General features: G+C 58.5%; 19 protein-coding genes. 7 read left to right on the top strand and 12 right to left on the bottom strand.

Annotated features, from left to right (window positions below):
- The first annotated feature begins 201 nt into the window (after positions 1–201).
- Together ACYZTW_RS31585 and ACYZTW_RS31580 are read left to right on the top strand one after the other, a co-directional pair.
- Positions 202–1,257, top strand: coding sequence for an HAD family hydrolase (locus tag ACYZTW_RS31585; protein WP_462003126.1), 1,056 nt, complete (start codon positions 202–204; stop codon positions 1,255–1,257).
- 178 nt (positions 1,258–1,435) lie between these two features.
- Positions 1,436–2,650, top strand: a complete 1,215-nt coding sequence (locus tag ACYZTW_RS31580) for an SGNH/GDSL hydrolase family protein (protein ID WP_462003125.1) — start codon at positions 1,436–1,438, stop codon at positions 2,648–2,650.
- A 54-nt stretch (positions 2,651–2,704) separates the two neighbouring features.
- Here ACYZTW_RS31580 and ACYZTW_RS31575 read toward each other — a convergent pair whose 3' ends face one another.
- The 6 genes from ACYZTW_RS31575 to ACYZTW_RS31550 all read right to left on the bottom strand — a co-directional run bounded on the left by ACYZTW_RS31575 (position 2,705) and on the right by ACYZTW_RS31550 (position 11,131).
- Complete coding sequence (locus tag ACYZTW_RS31575) at positions 2,705–4,036, bottom strand: IS4 family transposase (RefSeq protein ID WP_462000820.1); 1,332 nt, start codon at positions 4,034–4,036, stop codon at positions 2,705–2,707.
- 119 nt (positions 4,037–4,155) lie between these two features.
- A complete protein-coding gene (gene ilvD, locus ACYZTW_RS31570; RefSeq protein ID WP_149416336.1) occupies positions 4,156–5,997 on the bottom strand; it encodes a dihydroxy-acid dehydratase in 1,842 nt (613 codons plus the stop codon).
- A 258-nt stretch (positions 5,998–6,255) separates the two neighbouring features.
- Positions 6,256–7,464 carry an MFS transporter gene (locus ACYZTW_RS31565; protein ID WP_462003124.1) on the bottom strand — a complete coding sequence of 403 codons (1,209 nt, stop codon included), beginning with the start codon at positions 7,462–7,464 and terminating at the stop codon, positions 6,256–6,258.
- The gene (locus ACYZTW_RS31560) at positions 7,457–8,434 is read right to left on the bottom strand and encodes a diiron oxygenase (RefSeq protein ID WP_462003123.1); all 978 of its coding nucleotides are present in this window, start codon (positions 8,432–8,434) and stop codon (positions 7,457–7,459) included. Before ACYZTW_RS31560 ends, ACYZTW_RS31565 begins: the two co-directional genes overlap by 8 nt.
- A complete protein-coding gene (locus ACYZTW_RS31555; protein ID WP_462003121.1) occupies positions 8,431–9,510 on the bottom strand; it encodes a SagB family peptide dehydrogenase in 1,080 nt (359 codons plus the stop codon). Before ACYZTW_RS31555 ends, ACYZTW_RS31560 begins: the two co-directional genes overlap by 4 nt.
- Positions 9,511–9,934: 424 nt before the next feature.
- Positions 9,935–11,131, bottom strand: coding sequence for a class I SAM-dependent rRNA methyltransferase (locus tag ACYZTW_RS31550; protein WP_462003120.1), 1,197 nt, complete (start codon positions 11,129–11,131; stop codon positions 9,935–9,937).
- Positions 11,132–11,454: 323 nt separating this feature from the next.
- On the opposite strand from ACYZTW_RS31550, the gene ACYZTW_RS31545 reads away from it, so the two are divergent.
- From ACYZTW_RS31545 to ACYZTW_RS31535, 3 genes are read left to right on the top strand one after another with little or no spacing between them, the layout of a single operon-like run.
- Positions 11,455–12,270 carry an HDOD domain-containing protein gene (locus ACYZTW_RS31545; protein WP_462005870.1) on the top strand — a complete coding sequence of 272 codons (816 nt, stop codon included), beginning with the start codon at positions 11,455–11,457 and terminating at the stop codon, positions 12,268–12,270.
- A gap of 28 nt (positions 12,271–12,298) precedes the next feature.
- The gene (mutM, locus tag ACYZTW_RS31540; RefSeq protein WP_462003119.1) at positions 12,299–13,111 is read left to right on the top strand and encodes a bifunctional DNA-formamidopyrimidine glycosylase/DNA-(apurinic or apyrimidinic site) lyase; all 813 of its coding nucleotides are present in this window, start codon (positions 12,299–12,301) and stop codon (positions 13,109–13,111) included.
- Between the two features lie 52 nt (positions 13,112–13,163).
- Positions 13,164–13,487: a multidrug transporter gene (locus tag ACYZTW_RS31535; protein ID WP_462003118.1), complete on the top strand. Its 324-nt coding sequence runs from the start codon at positions 13,164–13,166 to the stop codon at positions 13,485–13,487.
- A gap of 153 nt (positions 13,488–13,640) precedes the next feature.
- On the opposite strand, the gene ACYZTW_RS31530 is transcribed toward ACYZTW_RS31535, so the two are convergent.
- The 5 genes from ACYZTW_RS31530 to ACYZTW_RS31510 form a co-directional block, all read right to left on the bottom strand.
- A complete protein-coding gene (locus ACYZTW_RS31530; protein ID WP_056738918.1) occupies positions 13,641–13,892 on the bottom strand; it encodes a YfhL family 4Fe-4S dicluster ferredoxin in 252 nt (83 codons plus the stop codon).
- 121 nt (positions 13,893–14,013) lie between these two features.
- On the bottom strand, positions 14,014–14,493 hold the full coding sequence (coaD, locus tag ACYZTW_RS31525; RefSeq protein ID WP_462003117.1) for a pantetheine-phosphate adenylyltransferase: 480 nt from the start codon (positions 14,491–14,493) through the stop codon (positions 14,014–14,016).
- 115 nt (positions 14,494–14,608) lie between these two features.
- On the bottom strand, positions 14,609–16,204 hold the full coding sequence (locus ACYZTW_RS31520; protein WP_462003116.1) for a GMC family oxidoreductase: 1,596 nt from the start codon (positions 16,202–16,204) through the stop codon (positions 14,609–14,611).
- A 133-nt stretch (positions 16,205–16,337) separates the two neighbouring features.
- Positions 16,338–16,883 carry a twin-arginine translocation pathway signal protein gene (locus tag ACYZTW_RS31515; protein ID WP_462003115.1) on the bottom strand — a complete coding sequence of 182 codons (546 nt, stop codon included), beginning with the start codon at positions 16,881–16,883 and terminating at the stop codon, positions 16,338–16,340.
- 28 nt (positions 16,884–16,911) lie between these two features.
- Positions 16,912–18,342, bottom strand: coding sequence for a coniferyl aldehyde dehydrogenase (locus ACYZTW_RS31510; protein WP_462003114.1), 1,431 nt, complete (start codon positions 18,340–18,342; stop codon positions 16,912–16,914).
- Between the two features lie 146 nt (positions 18,343–18,488).
- Here ACYZTW_RS31510 and ACYZTW_RS31505 point away from each other — a divergent pair, with 146 nt between their 5' ends.
- A complete protein-coding gene (locus ACYZTW_RS31505; RefSeq protein ID WP_134098681.1) occupies positions 18,489–19,160 on the top strand; it encodes a TetR/AcrR family transcriptional regulator in 672 nt (223 codons plus the stop codon).
- A gap of 45 nt (positions 19,161–19,205) precedes the next feature.
- Positions 19,206–20,060 carry a sulfurtransferase gene (locus tag ACYZTW_RS31500; RefSeq protein WP_462003113.1) on the top strand — a complete coding sequence of 285 codons (855 nt, stop codon included), beginning with the start codon at positions 19,206–19,208 and terminating at the stop codon, positions 20,058–20,060.
- 209 nt (positions 20,061–20,269) lie between these two features.
- Here the strand turns inward: ACYZTW_RS31500 and ACYZTW_RS31495 are convergent, their stop codons facing one another.
- Positions 20,270–21,109: an AraC family transcriptional regulator gene (locus ACYZTW_RS31495; protein ID WP_462003112.1), complete on the bottom strand. Its 840-nt coding sequence runs from the start codon at positions 21,107–21,109 to the stop codon at positions 20,270–20,272.

Below are 21,109 nucleotides of genomic sequence, written 5' to 3'. Positions count from 1 at the left end.
CAAGCCTAACAGTTTGATATCTAATGAATTAATATCAAAAACATCTGGATACTGTCGTTTTTGGAATAAGCGAGTGTCGCTGACAGAGATGCAGCTGGCGCAATAGGGACGCAGGCGGTCGCGGGCAGACGAGGGCTGTCATATTAATTTGATAGCGTCGATCTCTTTGAATCAGGGTCTTTTAATAAGGGAAGCATGCCGATGAAGCTCGCACCGAAATTTCTGGCCGCAGCACTCTGCTTGGGCCTCGCCAGCCAGGTATTCGCCACGGATTTAAAGCATTGGCCGGCCGATCAGGCCAAGGCGCTGGATGCAATGATTGCCGCCAACGCCAATAAAGGTAACTACGCGGTGTTCGACATGGACAACACCAGTTACCGCTACGACCTCGAAGAGTCGTTGCTGCCATTCATGGAAAACAAGGGCCTGATCACCCGCGAGAAACTCGACCCCTCCCTGAAACTGATGCCGTTCAAAGACACCGCCGACCACAAGGAAAGCTTGTTCAGCTACTACTATCGCCTCTGCGAAGTTGACGACATGGTTTGTTATCCATGGGTCGCGCAAGTGTTCTCCGGCTTCACCCTCCAGGAACTCAAAGGCTACGTCGATGAGATGATGGCTTCCGGTAAACCGGTGCCGGCGACTTATTACGAAGGCGACGTGGTCAAGAACCTCGACGTCAACCCGCCGAAAATCTTCACCGGCCAGAAAGAGCTGTACAACAAGCTGATGGAGAACGGCATCGAGGTCTACGTGATGACCGCCGCCTCCGAAGAATTGGTGCGCATGGTCGCCGCCGATCCGAAGTACGGCTACAACGTCAAACCGCAGAACGTAATCGGCGTGACCACGCTGCTCAAGGACCGCAAGACCGGCGAGCTGACTACGGCGCGCAAGCAGATCACCGCCGGCAAGTATGACGAGAAGGCTAACCTCGGCCTTGAATTGACCCCCTACCTGTGGACTCCGGCGACCTGGATGGCCGGCAAGCACGCGGCGATCCTGACCTACATCGATGAGTGGAAAAAACCGGTACTGGTGGGCGGCGATACGCCGACCAGCGACGGTTACATGCTGTTCCACGATGTCGACGTGGCCAAGGGCGGCATCCATTTGTGGGTCAACCGCAAAGACAAATACATGACCCAGATTAACGGCATGATGGCCAAGCACGCCGCGGCTCAGGCCAAGGAAGGGCTTGAGGTTACGGCGGACAAGAACTGGGTGATTGTGAAGCCGGAAGAGATTCAGTAAATGCCACGATAATCGCACCCGCACAGTGTGTGGGCGCGACCGGCCCCGCAAATGCGGGGCTTTTTTTTGTTCGGAATAACGACGCGCAGTGGCTGTCTGCTGCCTATATTCATTGGTTAATCATTGGGTGATACGGCGCTGGGCAGTTGGCTCGGGCAACGACCGAAGGAACGGGGGCATGCGACGATTACATCGGGTCTTTATGGCGTGGATGATCGCCACGCTGAGCGGATACGGCTGGCTTTGCACGAGTGCGGCGGCTGAGTTGATGCCGCGAAATGATCAAGTCATTTCACCAGACGTGCCTCAAGGGGCCTCGACCCTGAACTTGAGTAAGCTGGTGGGCAAATTAAAAGCCTCGCGCAGCACGTCGGTCAGTATTGTGCAACTGGGCGACTCTCACACGGCTGCCGATTTGTTCACAGGCGAAATGCGCCGACTGTTCCAGAAACAATACGGCGCCGGCGGCATTGGCTTCATCGCGGCGATGCCTGTACCAGGCACTCGTTACGATCAGGTTGTTCTGTCGACGGTAGATGGGCAATGGCGTCTGGTTTCCAGTCGCAATCAGTACAGCGGCGAGTTTCCATTGGGGGGCTATCTGTCGCTGCCCATGAGCCCGGGCGCAGGGGTGCATATCGAATCACGAGCATCGAATGACGGCATATATCGAATATCGGCGCTGTACCGTGCGCTCTTCAATAGCCGCCTGACCGCCAGTGCTGGAGGGGAATCTGCCAGTGTCGAGCTGTTGCCAACATCTGGACAGTGGCGTTTCAGCCCGGCTATCCAACCCGTAAGCCTGCCGGTGGATCTGGTGATAGCCTCGAATCAGACCGTAGAACTGGGAGGCTGGAACATCGAGTCTTTGACAGAGATTGGAGTGACGTACTCTGCATTGGGTGTTAATGGTGCGATGTTGAAGATTCTCGATAGGTGGCAAGACGGCTGGCAAAGCACCCTGCAAGCCTTGCGCCCTGACTTGCTGGTACTCGCGTATGGGGGTAATGAAGCATTTGACGACGATCTGGATCTGACACTTTATGAGGCTGACCTGAGCGAGAAGCTTGTCCTGTTGCGACGCACCTTGCCTGATATCGTGATCTTGCTGGTCGGGCCAGCAGACTCGATAAAACAACGGTCCGCCGACTCATGCGCCGGGCGCCAACCGGCAAAACTGGCTCAGATCATTCAAATTCAAAGGCAAGCAGCACTGAAGGCCGCAGCCTTGTTCTGGGACTGGCAAGCTTACATGGGCGGCGCCTGTTCAATTGAGCGCTGGCAGGCAGCGCATTTGGCTCAAAATGATCTGATTCACCTGAATGGTGACGGTTATAAAAAAAGCGCCGGCGAACTTTATGATTATCTGCAAGCCCGGCTGGTGGGGCCGTAAAGCGAGATCTCATCATCGGCCCATAAAAAAGCCCCGCACTTGGCGTAATGCTGTTCACTTAAGCGGAGCAGCCTTACGGTCCACTGGAAACCGGGTCTTTGAGATCTTCACCGTCCTTGGCCTCGAAGGCCTGGGGCGGTGGTCCAGAAACAATCCTCCGATACCTGCCCTCAACTCTGCCAATCGTCTCCCGGTCGCTGAAACCGGGTTAGCCGCTGCCATGACGATCAGTTGGACTGCGATGTACTGGCAGGCCGGTTTGAAACGGATGTCCGATGGCGCTCGACCAAACGCCACCGCCGCCTGACTGGCTTCCCGACGAATTACGTTGTAAGCCAGCAAGAGTCCCCATACCTCCTGATAGACCAGATCGACTTTTTTGCTGCGCAAGGTCACTGCGTTCTGTTGCATCGAGCTCTTGATGTCCCTGAAGCCCAATTCAATTTCCCAGCGCTCCTGATAAAGCCTGGCAACCGCCTTGGTGTTGTAGGTATCGGCCGGCAACGACGTCATGACGGTTTTTAGCTTGCCTTGAATTTCATAGCTGACTTCGCGGGCTTCCCAGTGCGTTGGAAGAGTCGGAATGCGCTTTCTAGCCTGCGGCGAGACTTTCATGCGCACCAAACGGTCGTGCTGGCCGTAACGGGCCACTTCCTCACAGACCATGCCTTTTTTGGCCGGGATCAACCAATGACGGTTGATCCCGGCTTTGCTCAGGCTCGACAGCATTTCAGCCCCCCAGAACCCTTTATCGAACAGCGTCACCGAGTGGTTGGGGATCTGTTGCAGGAACTCATCGGCCAAGCGCATTTCACTGCGCCGGTAGGGACTCAATTGCGCATCCAGAATCAAGTGCGAGCGTACATTCATCAACGCCACAAGACGCATCATGGGAAACGGTGTCTGGCGGTCGGTCGAAGTATTTCCCGAGCCGAAGTGATCCCGAAGCTCGGGCGTATCCGCAGTGCGCAAGAGCGCACCGTCTACCGCGAACACCTGCAGATCGTGCCAGGCGTCACCGCTATAGCGCTCTGCACCCCATTGGGTACCCGTCTTGCGGAACAACCACTCAACAGGATCGGCGCCGAGCCGCTTTCGAGCTTCGGTTACACCGCTACGGGCCAACAGGTGGTCGGAGGCCAGGCCTTGGGCGCAAATGTTCAAGCGTCTGGCCACCTCGTGAACGGGTTCGTCACGAAACAGCGCCATGCCGAGCACCAGCCAAAGCACCTGGTCAGCAGGCAAGCGACGTCGGCGAATGGTGGCCTGACTGGAAAGATCCAGCGCAGAGGCTACCCACTCAATGGGGATGTTTTGGGTAAAGGTGCTCAGGTCGCAGAAGTTGAAAAGGTCGCCGAGGTCGAGCAGGTCCTGTTGAACAGACATAAAAAATCCGATGCCAGAGGTCTGGCATCGGATTTTCGGATAAGCCCAGCTAGGACTCAAATGCTTAAGTGAACAGCATTACGCACTTGGCGGGGCATTCTTATAGCGGTGATCGACGTTTACAGACCGTCGAGCATTGCCTTGTTACGCACAGCACCCTTGTCGGCGCTGGTCGCCAGCAGGGCGTAGGCTTTCAGCGCGGTGGTCACCTTGCGTGGACGTTTTTCCACAGGCTTCCAGCCTTTCTGGTCCTGCTCGGCACGACGACCGGCCATTTCTTCGTCGCTGATCAACAGGTTGATCGAGCGGTTCGGAATGTCGATCAGCACTTTGTCGCCATCCTGCACCAGACCAATCGCGCCGCCCGCCGCCGCTTCTGGCGAAGCGTGGCCGATGGACAGGCCCGAGGTGCCGCCGGAGAAACGGCCATCGGTGAGCAGGGCGCACGCTTTGCCCAGGCCTTTGGATTTCAGGTATGACGTCGGGTACAGCATTTCCTGCATGCCCGGGCCGCCTTTCGGGCCTTCGTAACGAATGATCACGATGTCGCCGGCCTTTACTTCGTCAGCGAGGATGCCGCGTACGGCGCTGTCCTGGCTTTCGAAGATCTTCGCGTTGCCTTCGAAGACGTGGATCGACTCATCGACGCCGGCGGTTTTCACCACGCAGCCGTCCAGTGCGATGTTGCCGTACAGAACGGCCAGGCCGCCTTCTTTCGAATAAGCGTGTTCAACACTGCGGATGCAGCCGTTTTCACGGTCGTCGTCCAGGGTTTCCCAACGGGTCGACTGGCTGAACGCGGTTTGCGTCGGAATGCCCGCAGGGCCGGCCTTGAAGAAGTGATGCACCGCTTCGTCGTTGGTCTGGGTGATGTCCCACTTGGCGATGCCTTCGGCCAGGGTTTTGCTGTGCACGGTCGGCAGGTCGGTGTGCAGCAGACCGCCACGGGACAGCGAGCCGAGGATGCTGAAGATCCCGCCGGCGCGGTGCACGTCTTCCATGTGGTACTTCTGGATGTTCGGCGCAACTTTGCACAGTTGCGGCACGTGACGGGAGAGACGGTCGATGTCGCGCAGGTCGAAATCGATCTCGGCTTCCTGGGCCGCGGCCAGCAAGTGCAGGATGGTGTTGGTGGAACCGCCCATGGCGATGTCCAGCGTCATGGCGTTTTCGAACGCCTTGAAGTTGGCGATGTTACGCGGCAATACCGACTCGTCGTTCTCGCCGTAGTAACGCTTGCACAGCTCGACGATGGTGCGACCAGCCTGCAGGAATAGCTGCTCGCGGTCGCTGTGGGTGGCCAGAGTCGAACCGTTGCCCGGCAATGCCAGACCGAGGGCTTCGACCAGGCAGTTCATCGAGTTGGCGGTGAACATACCGGAGCACGAACCGCACGTCGGGCAGGCGCTGCGCTCGTACTCAGCGACTTTCTCGTCAGAAGCGCTGGAGTCGGCGGCGATCACCATGGCGTCGACGAGGTCGAGACCGTGGCTGGCCAGTTTGGTCTTGCCGGCTTCCATCGGGCCACCGGAGACGAAGATCACCGGAATGTTCAGGCGCAGGGCGGCCATCAGCATGCCTGGGGTGATCTTGTCGCAGTTGGAGATGCAAACGATGGCGTCGGCGCAGTGGGCGTTGACCATGTATTCGACGGAGTCGGCGATGATCTCGCGGCTCGGCAGCGAATACAGCATGCCGTCGTGGCCCATGGCGATGCCGTCATCCACGGCAATGGTGTTGAATTCTTTGGCTACACCGCCGGCGCGTTCGATTTCGCGGGCGACCAGTTGGCCCAGGTCCTTGAGGTGGACGTGGCCCGGTACGAACTGGGTGAAGGAGTTGGCAATGGCGATGATCGGCTTTTTGAAGTCGTCATCTTTCATCCCCGTAGCGCGCCACAGCGCGCGGGCGCCGGCCATGTTGCGGCCGTGGGTGGATGTTTTCGAGCGGTAATCAGGCATGAAGCACTCCGGGCGGCTAATCAGGTATCAAAAGGGAAGTGAGCTTCTATTGACGTCTGGAACACTCAGAAATGGCCGCGTGTCCGGAAGTTGCCGATAACTTTGCGGGATCGCCGCGCGCTTCAGCTTGAGCTCATAAACCCGCCGGGGGATGACTGGCGATGAATGTCGCGATTCTACACGGCTGGCGTCAGGAGGGAATGCCGGGAAGTGTTGATCCGGTACTGACACAACGTACGGGGTGACGATCGGCAGGTATCAGCCCACCTTCAGCGCCAGTTGCCGCCGTGTGATCAGTTCATTCAAGCCTAGACCCGCGGCACTCAAGGCCAGGAAACACAAGGCAAGCGCTGTGGTCAGGTCGTCGTTCGCGAGATTGATCACCACGCTGATCACGCCACCGAACATGAAAATCAGCACGCCGCCGACCGAGGTAGACGTTCCGGCGTTCTGTGGGTAGAGACTCATGGCTTTGGAATTGGCGATAGGTCTGGCAATGGTGGTGCCTGCTGTACACATCAGCATGGGTGCCAGAATCGCGGTCGCAGAGAGGCCGAACTGATTCGCCAACCACAGCATGATCAACCCTGACAACGCGATCAGACCCAGACCGATAGCTATCTGCGTGTTGGCTTGCAGGTGCCGATGCAGGGCGCTGGCGACAATCCCGCCGAGCACATAGGCCACGCCATACAGCAATAACGCCCAGGCAAATTCGTACGACGAAAACGCCAGACGTTCCATGAAAATAATCGGTGAAATGACGATGAACGAAAAATGGCAGGCAAAGGCCAACGCTGAAATTAGCCAGTAACCCATGAAGCGTATATCCGAACATACCCGCCAATAGGCACTGAAAAATCGTCCGTGCGACGCCGGATGACGGTGCGGGTTTTCCTTGAGCAGAAAGCAGGCTTTAAGCCAGACAATGACGGCCAGCGTTATAAACACATAAAAGCTGCCCTGCCAGTCTAGCTGCGATTGCAACCAGGCCCCCAGCAGGGGCGAAATCGATATGAACACCCCGCCGCCCGTCACCATCCAGATTCTGATCAGTTCCTGTTCCTTGCCTACGAACAAGTCCTGAACCAGTGCCTGTGACAGCACGAATGATCCACAACCAACCGCCTGGATCACGCGGAAGAACAGAAACCAGCCGTATTCGCTAGAAGCCAGGCAACCCGTCGCACCGACCACCGCGATTGCGATACCTGCCAGCAGCAGCTTCTTGCGCCCCCACAAGTCTGATAACGGTCCGACCAGCACCACGGACAATGCCAGACCCATGGCGAACACGCTGACGGACAGGGCAATCTCGGACGGTGAGGTCTGAAAGTAATCAGCAAGATTGGGAAAGGACGGGAGCACCACATCGAGGGGGAAGACGCCGAGCAGCGTCATGGTCATCAACAAAATGACCGTAGCCCAGCGGTGTTTGACACTGACTGCGGATTTTCCTTTATACATCGACAAGCCCTGCCTGTGTGAAGAGCTGCTGGTTAAAAGGCAGGTCGAAAAAACCTGCCTTTTTCATCGCCTGTAGCGTCGCGCCTGCACCCGACCGGGCGCGCTGAAGGCAGGCTTGCGGGCCTGTCAGGGCACAGAGGATTTGCGCGACGGAGTTCTCGCGCAGGCCCACGCTGTTCAGGCTTTCCTTCAGCCATCGCTCATCGACCTCAAAGAAAACCAGGATGATGTCCACGAGCAGTTTCGCGGCGAACGTGCGTTGGTTACTGTTCAGGGTCAGCCACAGATAATGGAACACTTCGCAAAAGTAGCGACTGTGTCGGGCCTCGTCGGTGAGGTGGTCCTTGAGCATTTCCTGGACGCTGGAGACCAGCACGTTGCGGCAAACCTCGAGCAGTTCCCTGGCGATGATGGTCTCGGACACGAAGCCAACGAGAAACCAGGCCAGTGCCTTATGCCTGTCAGGCGCGTCGTCCATCACGGCATTCAATCGGGTAATGCGGTGCGGCATCACTGGGCGTTGGGTCATGCCGTAGAGGTCGGCTATCTGCTCGGCGAGACTATTGGAGAACAGGGCGTGATAACCCTCATCGGTATAAAGCTGGAGGGCGGCCGTTTTCATTCGTCGGGGGATGGACGCACCGAGTTCATCGTGGACGATGGTTTCCACGGAGCGGTTGACGATCCGATGTTCGAGCCGGGTGGTGTAGTCGAGGAAATACACCAGATGGTTGGCCGATAATCGATGGGTGATCGCGCTGCCGGCTGCTTCGATGGCGGGGTGAGTCAGGTAGGGCAGGAAGGCCGGTGGGAACCAGTGTCGTGTTTCCAGTTGCCGTTCCAGATCAGGTGGCAATAGATAGGTGTGCTCGCTGGTGCGTACCGATGCTCGGGTGTTCCAGTCGCCGAGGGTGAAACGCTGTGCCCAGGCGTCGGGCAGTGACTGGTCGTTTGGGCGGGGCTCGGTCATTGTTGTGAGCCTCGGCTGTTCAGCAGTGCTTTCAATTCCTTGCACATCACTTGCCCGTCACTCTGGCCGCAGCCCACAAAAAACAACGGCTGTTCGGCGCTGTCCTCGATCCCCAGCAACGTTTCGACCTGATCGTCCGCCAACGCACCGGTCAGCCAGGTGCTTAACCCAAGTGCGGTGGCCACCAGTTGAAAGGTCTGGGAAATATGACCTGCTTCCACGTAGGCCATTCGGTAGGCCCGCGAGTGTTCATATTTCCACCACAGTTTGTCGAAGCGAGCGGTGATGAACAGGCCGACTGGCAGGTTGTTGATGAAATGCTGGCCACACAACAATTGGCCCAAGGGCAAGTCAGGTACCGGATTGACGAAGCTCAACGCATGTTCGTCGGGGTGGTAGGCATAGAGCCCGGGATTCAGGCCGCAGACGTTTTGAACATGAAGAAAACCTTCGCAGGCATTCAACCCGCCACCGGATGGGCTGCTTCGCCGGGCGCCGAGACCTTCAGCGATGGTTTCGTCGATGTCGTTGTCGCGCTCACGCAGATAGCCAAGGGACAAATACAGAAGGGTGCTCACATCCTCGAGAGAAACCCCTTCACCCGTGAAGGAGCGACAGGTCTTTCGGTCGATCAACGTCTTTGCAAGTGCGTTTTGTGGCAGACAGGAAGGTTGAGGCAGGGCTATCCGTTCGCTTGTCGGGTGCTCTGTGCGTCTGGCCTCCGGGGCAGGGGTGGCCAGTACTTCTGCGCAATGGTCCAGATAGTGTCTCGACCATTCATTAATATCTTGGGGGACATATTCACAAGGGATGTTCTTGGTGCCGATATGAAATATTTTCGACAGTTCATCCCAGCCCCATTCAAGGGTGTCTTGTATTGAAGTTGTGAGTATTCCAGCGTTCAGAAATTGTGTGTCTATTACATTGTTGTTATCAAACTTTTCAGGGTTGTCGATAAGGTGTGCGAGACGGGTTGAATATTCAAGATTCAATTCAAACTGTTTGTGGTTTTTGTAATCCCAGACTATTTGCCCGGGCGGACGAGGAAGTAAGAATATATAAGGGTTTATCTGCATGATCGGCGACTCACTCTGGTCTTTGCCATAGAAAACGCTGGGTAGCCGGCACTCCCCAGCGTTTCATTCATTTAACGGGCTTTTGGAGCAACCAGAAAAGACAGGTTGGCGATTTTGTTTGCTTCCAGAGTAATTGCTTTCATGTTTTGAACTCCTTGTAATTGATAGTGAGTGTCACTCCTTTGTGACAACTTAATCATAGTTTGTAATGAGTTCTTATCAAGGGGAGATTTGGTAGGAATGTTCCAGTAATTTTGTCGGATCGATCTTGGGGTTGAATGAATATTGTAAGTTCTGTCCGCTAAAATAAAAGACAGCGCGAAACGTCCTGCAAGTCAGTAAGACTGCGGGAGTAGGAAGTTGGAGAGTTCAATAACAGAAAATAGAACGGGGAGCCGATTGGCCCCCCGTCAAACCGGCGAAATCAGCTGTTTGGCAGCAGACGGCAGGTGATGCTCTTGATGTAGCGGGTTTCGGCGATGGCCGGGTGAACCGGGTGATCCGGGCCCTGACCGCCGCGCTCCAGCATCTGGATATTGCGGTCCAGGTGGCGGGCGCTGGTCAGCAGGATGTTCTGCAGATCGTCTTCGGGCAAGTGCATCGAGCACGAAGCGCTGACCAGGATGCCATCCTTGCTGAGCAGGCGCATGGCTTGCTCGTTCAGGCGACGGTAGGCGCCTTCACCGTTTTTCATGTCTTTCTTGCGTTTGATGAATGCCGGAGGGTCGGCAACGATCACATCGAAGCGCTCTTCGCTGGCTTTCAGTTCTTTCAAGGCTTCGAACACGTCGCCTTCAATGCAGGTCATTTTGTCGGCGAAACCGTTCAGTGCGGCGTTACGCTCGACGCCGTCGAGGGCGAAGGCCGAAGCGTCGACGCAGAACACTTCACTGGCGCCGAACGCGGCCGCTTGCACGCCCCAGCCGCCGATGTAGCTGTACAGGTCGAGAACGCGCTTGCCTTTGGCATAAGGTGCCAGGCGTGCGCGGTTCATGCGGTGGTCGTAGAACCAGCCGGTTTTCTGTCCCTGGATGACAGGCGCTTCGAATTTCACGCCGTTCTCTTCCAGCGCAACCCACTCCGGCACCAGGCCGAACACGGTTTCGACGTAGCGATTGAGGCCTTCGGCGTCACGGGCAGCGGAGTCGTTCTTGAACAGAATGCCGCTAGGCTTGAGCACTTGGGTCAGCGCTGCGATCACGTCTTCTTTATGGGCTTCCATGGTTGCCGAAGCGATCTGTACCACCAGGATGTCGCCGAAACGGTCGACTACCAGACCTGGCAGCAGGTCGGAATCGCCGTAGACCAGGCGATAGAACGGCTTGTCGAACAGGCGATCACGCAGGGACAGCGCGACGTTCAGGCGATGTACCAGCAGCGACTTGTCCAGCGGCAACTTGATGTCGCGCGACAAGAGGCGGGCGCAGATCAGGTTGTTCGGGCTCATGGCAACGATGCCCAGCGGCTTGCCGCTGGCCGCTTCGAGGATCGCCTGGTCGCCGGCCTTGAAGCCGTGCAAAGGAGTAGCGGCTACATCGATTTCGTTGCTATAGACCCACAAGTGGCCGTTTCGCAGGCGACGGTCGGCGTTGGCTTTGAGGCGCAGGCTAGGCAGGGACATGACGTCGCTCCGGAAAAAAGAGCGGGAGTATAGCGTGTTGAGTGTTGCGGCGGGCTGGGCGGGCGATGAAACGCTGATGACGCTTTCGTCGGAACGCCGCCCGGAGCCGGCTCGCTCCCACGGGGTTAGCGCATGACCTGTGCGAGCCTGCTCGCGAAGGCGATTTTGAATGCAGCGCCAACAATGAAACTTTCGCTGATGTGCCGGCCGGTGTGTCGGATCCAACTTTATAAGGGTTAGAATCGCCGCCTGACCCAGAGTGTGTACTTATGTCCCCAGAGCTGACTTCCGAACAGATTCAACAGTCCCTGCAAGGCATCAGCGTGCCGGCCCAGCCGCAAATCATGGTGGATTTGCAGATGGAACAGTACATGCCCGATCCGGATCTGGAGGTGATCGCGAAGCTGATCTCCCAGGACCCGGGCCTCTCTGGCGCCTTGTTGAAAATCGTCAACTCGCCGTATTACGGCTTGAGCAACAAGATCGCCTCGATTCAGCGCGCGGTGAATCTGCTGGGCAGCCGCTCGATCATCAACCTGATCAACGCGCAGTCGATCAAGGGCGAGATGAACGACGACACCATCGTCACCTTGAATCGTTTCTGGGATACCGCTCAGGATGTGGCGATGACCTGCCTGACCCTGGCCAAGCGCATCGGCGCCCAGGCCGGCGATGAAGCGTACGCCCTGGGTCTGTTCCATGACTGCGGCGTGCCGCTGATGCTCCAGCGCTTCCCCAACTACATGACCGTTCTGGAAGAGGCCTACTCCAGTGCCAGCGCCGAATGCCGGGTGGTGGATACCGAGAATCGGGTGTTCAATACCAACCACGCGGTGGTGGGTTATTACACCGCCAAATCCTGGCGCCTGCCGGAGCATGTGACCGCCGCCATCGCCAATCACCACAATGCGTTGGCGATCTTCAGCGATGAGTCGTCGCGCAACAGTCAGCTGAAAAACCTGCTGGCGATCCTGAAGATGGCCGAGCACATTTGTGCGTCCTACCGGGTGCTGGGCAACCAGACCGAGGATCATGAGTGGAACAGCATCGGGCCTTTGGTTCTCGATTATGTCGGCCTCTCAGACTACGACTTCGAGACCCTCAAACAAACGATTCGCGACCTTGGCGCTCACCGCTGAACGTTGCACAGCCTGATTCGAGAGCACCATGCCGGAACTGCCTGAAGTCGAAACCACCCGCCGCGGAATTGCGCCGCACCTGGAAGGCCAGCGCGTCAGCCGGGTGATCGTGCGTGAGCGCCGCTTGCGCTGGCCAATTCCCGAAGACCTGGATGTGCGGCTGTCTGGCCAACGCATCGTGCTGGTGGAGCGACGCGCGAAGTACCTGCTGATCAATGCCGAAGTTGGCACGCTGATCAGCCATTTGGGGATGTCGGGGAATCTGCGTCTGGTGGAGGTCGGCACACCGGTGGCCAAGCATGAGCATGTGGACATCGAACTGGAATCCGGCCTGGCCTTGCGTTATACCGACCCGCGACGGTTTGGCGCGATGCTCTGGAGCCTCGACCCGCTCAACCACGAATTGTTGATTCGCCTGGGGCCGGAGCCGTTGACCGACCTGTTCGACGGTGAGCGCTTGTTCCAGCAGTCCCGCGGGCGATCCATGGCGGTCAAACCGTTCATCATGGACAACGCGGTGGTGGTCGGCGTGGGCAATATCTACGCCACCGAAGCGTTATTCGCCGCCGGTATCGACCCGCGTCGTGAAGCCAAGAGCATCTCTCGGGCGCGTTATCTGAAACTGGCAATCGAGATCAAACGCATCCTGGCGGCCGCTATCGAACGCGGCGGCACCACGCTACGGGACTTTATCGGCGGTGACGGTCAGCCGGGTTATTTCCAGCAGGAGCTGTTCGTGTACGGCCGTGGCGGTGCGCACTGCAAGGTCTGTGGCACGGAGCTACGGGAAGTGAAGCTCGGGCAGCGCGCCAGCGTCTTTTGCCCGCGCTGTCAGAGTTGATACCTCATACGGTCTATAGTCAGTGCTCACTGCCTAGCCGAAGGACCGTGTCATGAACCTGTTTCGAACCCTTGTCGTCGTGTTGCTGCTGAGTGTCGGCGCGCCAGTGCTGGCGGCAAACACCGGCAGCGGCGACCCGCGCTACACCATCCAGAACCCGCCGGCGTACGCCATGATCGGCGATTTGCTGATTGCCCGACCTTTGTTGGTTGCGGCAACAGTGATCGGCGCCGGGGTGTTTGTGGTGTCGTTGCCGTTTACCGCGTTGGGCGGCGGCGTTGGCGATGCAGGGCAGGCGTTGGTGGTCGACCCGGCGAAAGCGGCGTTCGTACGGTGTCTGGGGTGTGTCGGGGAAGGGTTTGAGCAACGGGAGTGAATTCAGTTACATCTTCGGTGTGGCTGATGGCCCTTTCGCGAGCAAACTCGCTCCCACAGTGGATATGTGTTGTTAATCAAATGGTGTGGGCGCAGGAATTCCAATGTGGGAGCGAGCCTGCTCGTGAAGGCGTCCGGACAGGCAGCGGAATACTCAAGCCTTACCGGTAATCTTCAGGTACTTCTCCATTAGCTGTTCTTCAGTCTCCGGGTGCGCCTCGTCCAGCGGAATGCAATCCACCGGGCACACTTGCTGGCACTGAGGTTCGTCGTAGTGGCCGACGCACTGGGTGCACAGGTTCGGGTCGATCACGTAGATCTCTTCGCCCTGGGAGATGGCGGCGTTCGGACACTCGGGTTCGCAGACGTCGCAGTTGATGCAATCGTCGGTAATGATCAGGGACATGCTAACTCCAGCCAGGGCGGAAGGCCCGGGCGCAATAAACCAATGCGCACAATTGTGCCGCATTGGCGCCCGCAGTGCACGCGGGCGCGATCAAGGGAAAAGATCGCAGCCTGCGCAGCCCCTACTTTTTAAAGCGTTCGGTCAGGGCGTCCGCCACCACAGGGTGGACAAACTTGGTGATATCGCCGCCCAAGGCTGCAATTTCACGCACCAGCGTCGAGGAAATGTACGAATAACGCTCGGACGGGGTAAGAAACAGACTTTCCACATCCGGCGCCAGCTGACGGTTCATGTTGGCCAGCTGGAACTCGTATTCGAAGTCCGACACCGCACGCAAACCACGCAGGAACACATTGGCGTTCTTCTCTTTGGCAAAGTGTGCCAGCAGCGTCGAGAAGCCGACGACTTCAACGTTGGGCAGATGTTTAGTGACCTCGCGGGCCAGCGCCACACGCTGTTCCAGGGGAAACAACGGGTTTTTCTTCGGGCTGGCGGCGACGGCGATGATCACATGATCGAACAGGCGCGAGGCGCGTTCGACCAGATCGCCATGGCCCTTGGTAATAGGGTCGAAGGTACCTGGGTACAACACTCGGTTCATCGCGTCGTCCTGGCAGGAGTCCGTTGGGGAGTCGGATGGTATCGCAGCCTTCCCGGTCGGCCAAGTCGCCTTTTGGGTAAGAAAGCACTATAGACGATTGGAATATTCTCCATTTTCATGGGTTTTTCAAACGTTCGGCCAAAGAAGTTGCCAGCTGCGCCGTCAGCCCGTAGACCGACAATTGCGGGTTTGCGCCAATGCTGGTGGGGAACAGCGAGCCATCGTGGATCGACAGATTGCTGAGTTGGTGATGCCGGCCGAGGCTGTCGGTCACGGCATTTTTCGGCTCTTCACCCATGGCACAACCGCCCATCACATGGGCGCTGCCCAGGCGTGTGCGATACAGCTCAAGGCTCAGGCCGTCGATCAGCGTGCGCGCTTCGGCCAGGGTTTTCACGTAGCGAGCATCGGCGTGCATTGGCATCACCGCTTTGGCACCGCCCGCGAACTGGATTTCGGCCATACTGTGGAACGCCCGACGCAATCCGTCCCAAGCATAAGATGACACCTGATAGTCGAGCACTGGCGTGCCGTCACCGCGCAACTCGACGCTGCCGCCGGGGCTGTCCGGGTGAAAGCCGTCCCGCAGCAACGCCAACATGGCGTGGGTGTGGGGCAGGTTTTCCATGTGCTGGGCATTTTCCTTGCCGAAGCCTCCGAGCAGAGTGGTCGCAAGCGCCGGGTGCAGCGGCGGCACTTCGAGTTTGTAAGACATTTTTCCGGTGGTGCCGTCCTGCCATTGGAAATGGTCGGAATAAATCGACTGTGGCGCGCCATAAAACGGGTTGATCACCTCGTCGAACAACCCGGCGGACATGTTCACCAGGTGTAGAAAAGTCCGTTTACCCAGCCGTTTGTGCGGATCCGGTGCCTCGGAGCGCATGAGCAGCGCCGGGCTGTTGATCCCGCCGCCAGCCAGCACGTAATGCCGGGCCTTGACCGTGATCGTGTGTCCGGTAGGCGCGACGCAGCGGTCGTCCATCGCTACGCAGTTCAAGCCTGTGACCTTGTCGCCGGCGATCAAGAGCTTTTCGGCGCGAGCCAGATAGAGCAACTCCCCACCTTTTTCCAGGGTCGCGGGGATGGTCGTGACCAGCATCGATTGCTTGGCGTTGGTCGGGCAACCCATGCCGCAGTAGCCGAGGTTCCAGCAACCACGCACGTTGCGCGGGATCACATGCCAGGCGTAGCCGAGTTTTTCGCAGCCCTTGCGGATCACGTCGTTGTTGGCGTTGGGCGGGATCAACCAAGGGGCGACGCCCAGGCGTTGTTCCATTTTCTCGAACCACGGCGCCATCTCGGCCGGCGTGTGGCCTTTGACGTCGTGTTCTTTAGCCCAGTGGTCGAGGGTCGGGTCCGGCGTGCGAAAGCTTGAGGTCCAGTTGATCAGCGTGGTGCCGCCCACCGCCCGGCCCTGAAGGATGGTGATCGCGCCGTCCTTGCTCATGCGACCGATACCTTCCTGATAGAGGCTGGTGTAGGCCTGGTCTTCGAGCATCTTGAAGTCGCTGCTGGTCTTGAGCGGGCCTTCCTCGATCAGCAATACCTTGTAGCCCGCTGCGCTGAGAATTTCGGCGGTGGTGCCGCCGCCCGCGCCGCTGCCGATAATCGCCACGTCCGTTTCGACGGTCAGGTCCCGGGTCAGGTGTGAACCGTTGTAGGTTTTCCAGCCACGGGCCAGACCTTCGCGGAACGGATCGGGTACGGGCATCTTCAGGCTCTCTTGTTGTTATGGTTTGGGTGCAGTGGTGAGGCGGCTGGCGCCTTCGCGAGCAGGCTCGCTCCCACATGGATCGCGAGCCCCCTGTGGGAGCGAGCCTGCTCGCGAAGGGTGCGACACGGTTTCAAACCGTAGGCGGTCCGGGATACCCGCAATGCGCCCACGACTCCGCCCGGCTGTACCACGCCATCATTACCAACTGCTGCAGCGAGCTGTGGCCCATGCGCAGCAGACTTAACGAGCTGTTTTCCCAGCGATCCAGAAAGTGCCTGATCTCCTCACTGCTGGCATTTTCCCAACTGCCCCAGATCCCGGTCAGTGGGCCGCGGGTGATGCTCATTCCCAGCACATCGAATAACTGCCGGGTCAACTTGAGCATTTCCGGCGACAGATGATTCAGGCCGTTATCCAGGCAGTGCAGGGTTTCAGCGACGGCCGACGGCATTTTTTCGACGGCCACAGCGCCGTCGAGCATCACCGGAATCAGTGCCCGCAGAAACAGCAAGTCACCGCTGCGCAGAATCGCGAAACCGTTGGCCGGCAGGCTCGATGAGCAGCCGCTGAGGCTCGCTCCCAAACCGGCGGTGACGAGAAAAGCGCTGGCTCCCAGGCTGAATTTAAGCAAGCCGCGCCGTGACAGCGCGGGTGTGTCGGACAGACTTGGGCTCATTATTGTTATTACCCGGTGGTGGTGATCGTTAGCGGATAAACAGCTTCTGAATCAGCTTCTGAATGGATTTGCCGTACGGCGGGTAGATCAATTTCGCCGCATTGAACCGCTGTTTGATCAGCACACCTTTGGCTTTGCTGAAGGTCAGAAAACCTTCGTGGCCGTGGTAATGGCCCATGCCGGAGGCGCCGATACCGCCGAATGGCATGTCGTCCTGAGCGACGTGCAGCAGGGTGTCGTTCAGGCACACACCGCCGGAATGGGTTTCGTGAAGTACGCGGTGTTGCTCACGCTTGTCGTAGCCGAAGTAATACAGGGCCAGTGGGCGAGGTCGTTGGTTGATGTAGGCAAAGGCCTGATCCAGATCCTTGTAGGGAACGATCGGCAACAGCGGGCCGAAGATTTCGTCCTGCATCACCATCATGTCGTTGCTGACGTTGAGCAGCAGGCTGTGACTCATGCGGCGGCCCTGGCCCTTGTCGAACAACGGAATCAGCAGCGCGCCCTTGCTGGTAGCGTCGCTGATGTAGCCGTTGAGGCGCGCCAATTGCCGGTCATTGATGATCGCTGTGTAGTCCGGGTTATCGGTCAAAGTCGGATAAAACCCGCGAACCGCCTGACGATAGGCTTCGACGAAAGCGCCTACGCGATCTTCCGGCACCAGCACATAGTCCGGGGCCACGCAGGTCTGTCCGGCGTTGAGCGTCTTGCCGAAGGCGATGCGTTCGGCAGCGTCCTTGAGCGGCACGTCGCGCGACACGATGGCCGGGGATTTGCCGCCGAGTTCGAGGGTCACCGGGGTCAGGTTCTCGGCCGCCGCACGCATCACGTGTTTGCCGATGCTGGTGGCGCCGGTGAACAGCAGGTGATCGAAACGCAATTTAGAGAACGCTACGCCGATATCGGCTTCGCCCAGTACCACGCAGACCAGGTCTTGCGGGAAGATTCGGCCCAGCAGTTCCTTGAGCAACAAACCGGTGGCGGGGGTCGACTCGCTGAGCTTGAGCATCACCCGATTGCCTGCCGACAACGCACCTACCAATGGCCCGATGGCCAGATACAGCGGGTAGTTCCACGGCACGATCACCCCGACCACACCCAAAGGTTGATAAACGACTTTGGCCGCCGCGGGTTGAAAGGCAACCCCGACCTTGCGCTTCGACGCCTTCATCCAGCCTTTGAGGTGCTGACTGGCGTAGTGAATGCCGTGCAGGCTGGGCATGAGTTCGGCGAGCAGGGTTTCATCGGCGCTGCGATGGCTGAAATCCTGGCTGATGGCATCGATCAGTGCCTGACGCTCATTGCTCAACAGATCCCGCAGGGCTTTTAGCCATTGCTGGCGCTGGGCTGCGGGCGGCATCGGGTTGGCGGCATACGCCGCGCGTTGGGCGTCGAACAGGGTCTGGAGCTCTTCCAGGGGCTGCTGCAGGTTCTGCAGGTAGGTGATGTCAGCAGTCATGGTAGGCTCCGGATTTATTGTAATGAGGAACTTTTTAGAGTCTATGCTCTATAAGGTCAAATGACACCATGGTGCAGCTTTGTTTTATCCGCTCGCGGTTAGGTCGTAAGATGCTCGTCAACGCATTCTGAATTAAAGCCCAAGCCATGGCCCCTCGGATCAAAACCAGCGAGCGCATCGTGCAGAACAGCCTGGAGCTGTTCAATCAGCAGGGCGAACGCAGCATCAGCACCAACCACATTGCGGCCCACATGGAAATTTCCCCGGGCAACCTGTACTACCACTTCCCCAACAAGCAGGCGATCATCGCCGTGCTGTTCAGTGAGTACGAAAGCCTGGTGGACAGCTTCCTGCGCCCGCCCCAGGGCCGCGCCGCCACGGTTGAAGACAAGCGTTTCTACCTCCAGGAATTGCTGGCCGCCATGTGGCGCTACCGGTTTTTGCACCGCGATCTGGAACATTTGCTCGACAGTGATCCAGAGCTGGCCGCCCGTTATCGGCGCTTTTCCCAACGCTGTCTGATCCATGGCACGCACATCTACGCGGGCTTCGTCGAGGCCGGCATCCTGCAAATGGACAAGGTTCAGATCGAATCCCTGACGCTCAATGCCTGGATCATCCTGACGTCCTGGGTGCGTTTTCTGTGCACCACACGTGAAAATTCCAATCACCTGAGCGAACAGGCCATTAAACGTGGGGTGTATCAGGTGCTGGTGCTTGAGGCCGGTTTTGTCACGGATCAGTCTCGCGATGCGGTGAATGCGTTGTTCGAGGAGTTTTACGTGCCGCTGGCCCAAGCGCTGGAAGAAGTGGGATAGAAAGTGCAGTAGGATCAACCATCGCCAAAATCGCAGGAGCCCGTTATGCCCATTGCGCAACTGATCAGCCCGCAAGCGTTGGACCTGAAAAAGGAGCAGCCGGGGCTGGTGATTCTGGATTGTCGTTTTGCCCTCGAAGACCCGGATTACGGTCAGCGCAGCTATGCCGAAGGGCATATTGCCGGGTCGAGCTTTGCCGATCTTGAGCGTGATTTGAGCGGGACAGTGGTCAAGGGTGTGACCGGGCGCCATCCGTTGCCTGAACCTGAAGACTTGATCGAACGTCTGCAAGCCTGGGGCGTTAACGCCGACAGCGATGTGATTTTGTACGACGACGGTCCGGGTGCCTACGCGGCGCGGGCCTGGTGGTTGCTGGCCTGGCTGGGCAAACGTGACGGCGTGTTCATTCTGGATGGCGGGCTCAAGGCCTGGCATGCGGCCGGCTTGCCCCTGAGTCTTGATGCGCCTGAAATTGAGCGTGGCACCTTCACGGGGACGCCGGACAACGCGCTGATCTTGAGCGCCGAACAACTTCAGCAACGTCTCGGCCAGCCCGCGCTGACCTTGCTCGATGCCCGCGCCTTGCCGCGTTTCAAGGGCGAAGTAGAACCGATCGACCCGATTGCCGGGCACATCCCCGGCGCGCAATGCGCGGCGTTCACCGGCAACCTGGGCAGCGACGGGCGTTTTCTGCCGGCCGATCAGCTCAAGCAGCGCTTTGCTGCGAAGCTTGGTGATCGTTCGCCGACCGATCTGGTGGCGTACTGCGGTTCTGGCGTGACGGCGTGCCACAACCTGTTCGCGCTGTGTCTGGCGGGTTATCCGTTGGGATCGTTGTATGCCGGCTCGTGGAGTGAGTGGATCAACGATCCCGCACACGGCATCGCCAAGGGCGAGTAAACACAGATCCAATGTGGGAGCGAGCCTTTGTGGCGAGGGGATTTATCGAAACGTCGCACCGCCCCGTTGGGCTGCGAAGCGGCCCCGAAATCGAAAACCGCGGTGTGTCAGGTACACCGCATACAATGGTTTACGACTGCTTCGCAGCCGAACGGGGATAAATCCCCTCGCCACAAAGGCTCGCTCCCACATTTGGACCTGTGTCGACCTCAACTTCCGGGGAGTTGCCGGGCGCTGCGATACGCGCCCGGCCCGACGCCGTAAACCTGCTTGAATTGCCGACTCAGATGACTCTGGTCAGCAAACCCCAACTGCGTCGCCACTTCCAGCGGCAAGCAACCGCTCTGTAACAGCGCCCGCGCCCGAGCGAGGCGCTGCTGCATCAGCCAGGTGTGCGGCGGCATGCCCGTAGCGCGGCGGAACACCCGGGCGAAGTGGAAGGGCGAAAGGTTGACCGCCGCTGCCAGTTCTTCCAGCGAGGGGGGCGTCGCCAATTGTGCTTGCAGCAGATCCTTGGCCAGTGTCACCGCCCGATGTTCTTTGCCCGGCTTGCCGGCAATCGGCACGGTCGCGTGCCGTTGCAACAGCGACAGCATCATTTCCCGCCAGACCGTTTGTTGTTGCAGGGCAGTGGATGGACTTTCCAGTAGACGATGCAGCTGGCAGAAACCCTTCACCAGATCTGGATCGCGATACAACGTCGCACCGAACGCCGGCAAGTTGTTGGTGGGTAGTTCCAGTTCATCGAGTAGCGACAGAATCTGCCCGGTGTCGGGATAAAACGCCCGATACAACCAACCATCCTCCGTGCCTTTATGGCCAGTGTGCAGTTCGTCCGGATTGATCAACACCAGCGTGCCGCTGCCCGCCAGGTGTTCGGCACCGCGGTAGCGATAGCGCTGGGCGCCGGCCATGATCATGCCGATCACGTAACCGTCATGCACATGGGGCGCGAAACGGTGTTCGATGTAGCGCGCGGACAATAACTCGACGCCGGCCAACGGCGCTGTTTGCCAGAATCGGATCGACTCGCCCTGATCGACGTCCAT

It is taken from the genome of Pseudomonas sp. LB3P25, assembly GCF_054897985.1.
The sequence above is the reverse complement of the archived record's forward strand: the minus strand, read 5'-3'. Positions and strand labels throughout refer to the sequence as shown.

What these genes read in the sequence shown, in the direction of transcription:
- ACYZTW_RS31585 (WP_462003126.1), top strand. Translation starts at nt 202, where the DNA reads ATGAAGCTCGCACCGAAATTTCTGGCCGCAGCACTCTGCTTGGGCCTC.
- ACYZTW_RS31580 (WP_462003125.1), top strand. Translation starts at nt 1,436, where the DNA reads ATGCGACGATTACATCGGGTCTTTATGGCGTGGATGATCGCCACGCTG.
- ACYZTW_RS31575 (WP_462000820.1), bottom strand. Translation starts at nt 4,036, where the DNA reads ATGTCTGTTCAACAGGACCTGCTCGACCTCGGCGACCTTTTCAACTTC.
- ilvD (WP_149416336.1), bottom strand. Translation starts at nt 5,997, where the DNA reads ATGCCTGATTACCGCTCGAAAACATCCACCCACGGCCGCAACATGGCC.
- ACYZTW_RS31565 (WP_462003124.1), bottom strand. Translation starts at nt 7,464, where the DNA reads ATGTATAAAGGAAAATCCGCAGTCAGTGTCAAACACCGCTGGGCTACG.
- ACYZTW_RS31560 (WP_462003123.1), bottom strand. Translation starts at nt 8,434, where the DNA reads ATGACCGAGCCCCGCCCAAACGACCAGTCACTGCCCGACGCCTGGGCA.
- ACYZTW_RS31555 (WP_462003121.1), bottom strand. Translation starts at nt 9,510, where the DNA reads ATGCAGATAAACCCTTATATATTCTTACTTCCTCGTCCGCCCGGGCAA.
- ACYZTW_RS31550 (WP_462003120.1), bottom strand. Translation starts at nt 11,131, where the DNA reads ATGTCCCTGCCTAGCCTGCGCCTCAAAGCCAACGCCGACCGTCGCCTG.
- mutM (WP_462003119.1), top strand. Translation starts at nt 12,299, where the DNA reads ATGCCGGAACTGCCTGAAGTCGAAACCACCCGCCGCGGAATTGCGCCG.
- ACYZTW_RS31535 (WP_462003118.1), top strand. Translation starts at nt 13,164, where the DNA reads ATGAACCTGTTTCGAACCCTTGTCGTCGTGTTGCTGCTGAGTGTCGGC.
- ACYZTW_RS31530 (WP_056738918.1), bottom strand. Translation starts at nt 13,892, where the DNA reads ATGTCCCTGATCATTACCGACGATTGCATCAACTGCGACGTCTGCGAA.
- coaD (WP_462003117.1), bottom strand. Translation starts at nt 14,493, where the DNA reads ATGAACCGAGTGTTGTACCCAGGTACCTTCGACCCTATTACCAAGGGC.
- ACYZTW_RS31520 (WP_462003116.1), bottom strand. Translation starts at nt 16,204, where the DNA reads ATGCCCGTACCCGATCCGTTCCGCGAAGGTCTGGCCCGTGGCTGGAAA.
- ACYZTW_RS31515 (WP_462003115.1), bottom strand. Translation starts at nt 16,883, where the DNA reads ATGAGCCCAAGTCTGTCCGACACACCCGCGCTGTCACGGCGCGGCTTG.
- ACYZTW_RS31510 (WP_462003114.1), bottom strand. Translation starts at nt 18,342, where the DNA reads ATGACTGCTGACATCACCTACCTGCAGAACCTGCAGCAGCCCCTGGAA.
- ACYZTW_RS31505 (WP_134098681.1), top strand. Translation starts at nt 18,489, where the DNA reads ATGGCCCCTCGGATCAAAACCAGCGAGCGCATCGTGCAGAACAGCCTG.
- ACYZTW_RS31500 (WP_462003113.1), top strand. Translation starts at nt 19,206, where the DNA reads ATGCCCATTGCGCAACTGATCAGCCCGCAAGCGTTGGACCTGAAAAAG.
- ACYZTW_RS31495 (WP_462003112.1), bottom strand. Translation starts at nt 21,109, where the DNA reads ATGGACGTCGATCAGGGCGAGTCGATCCGATTCTGGCAAACAGCGCCG.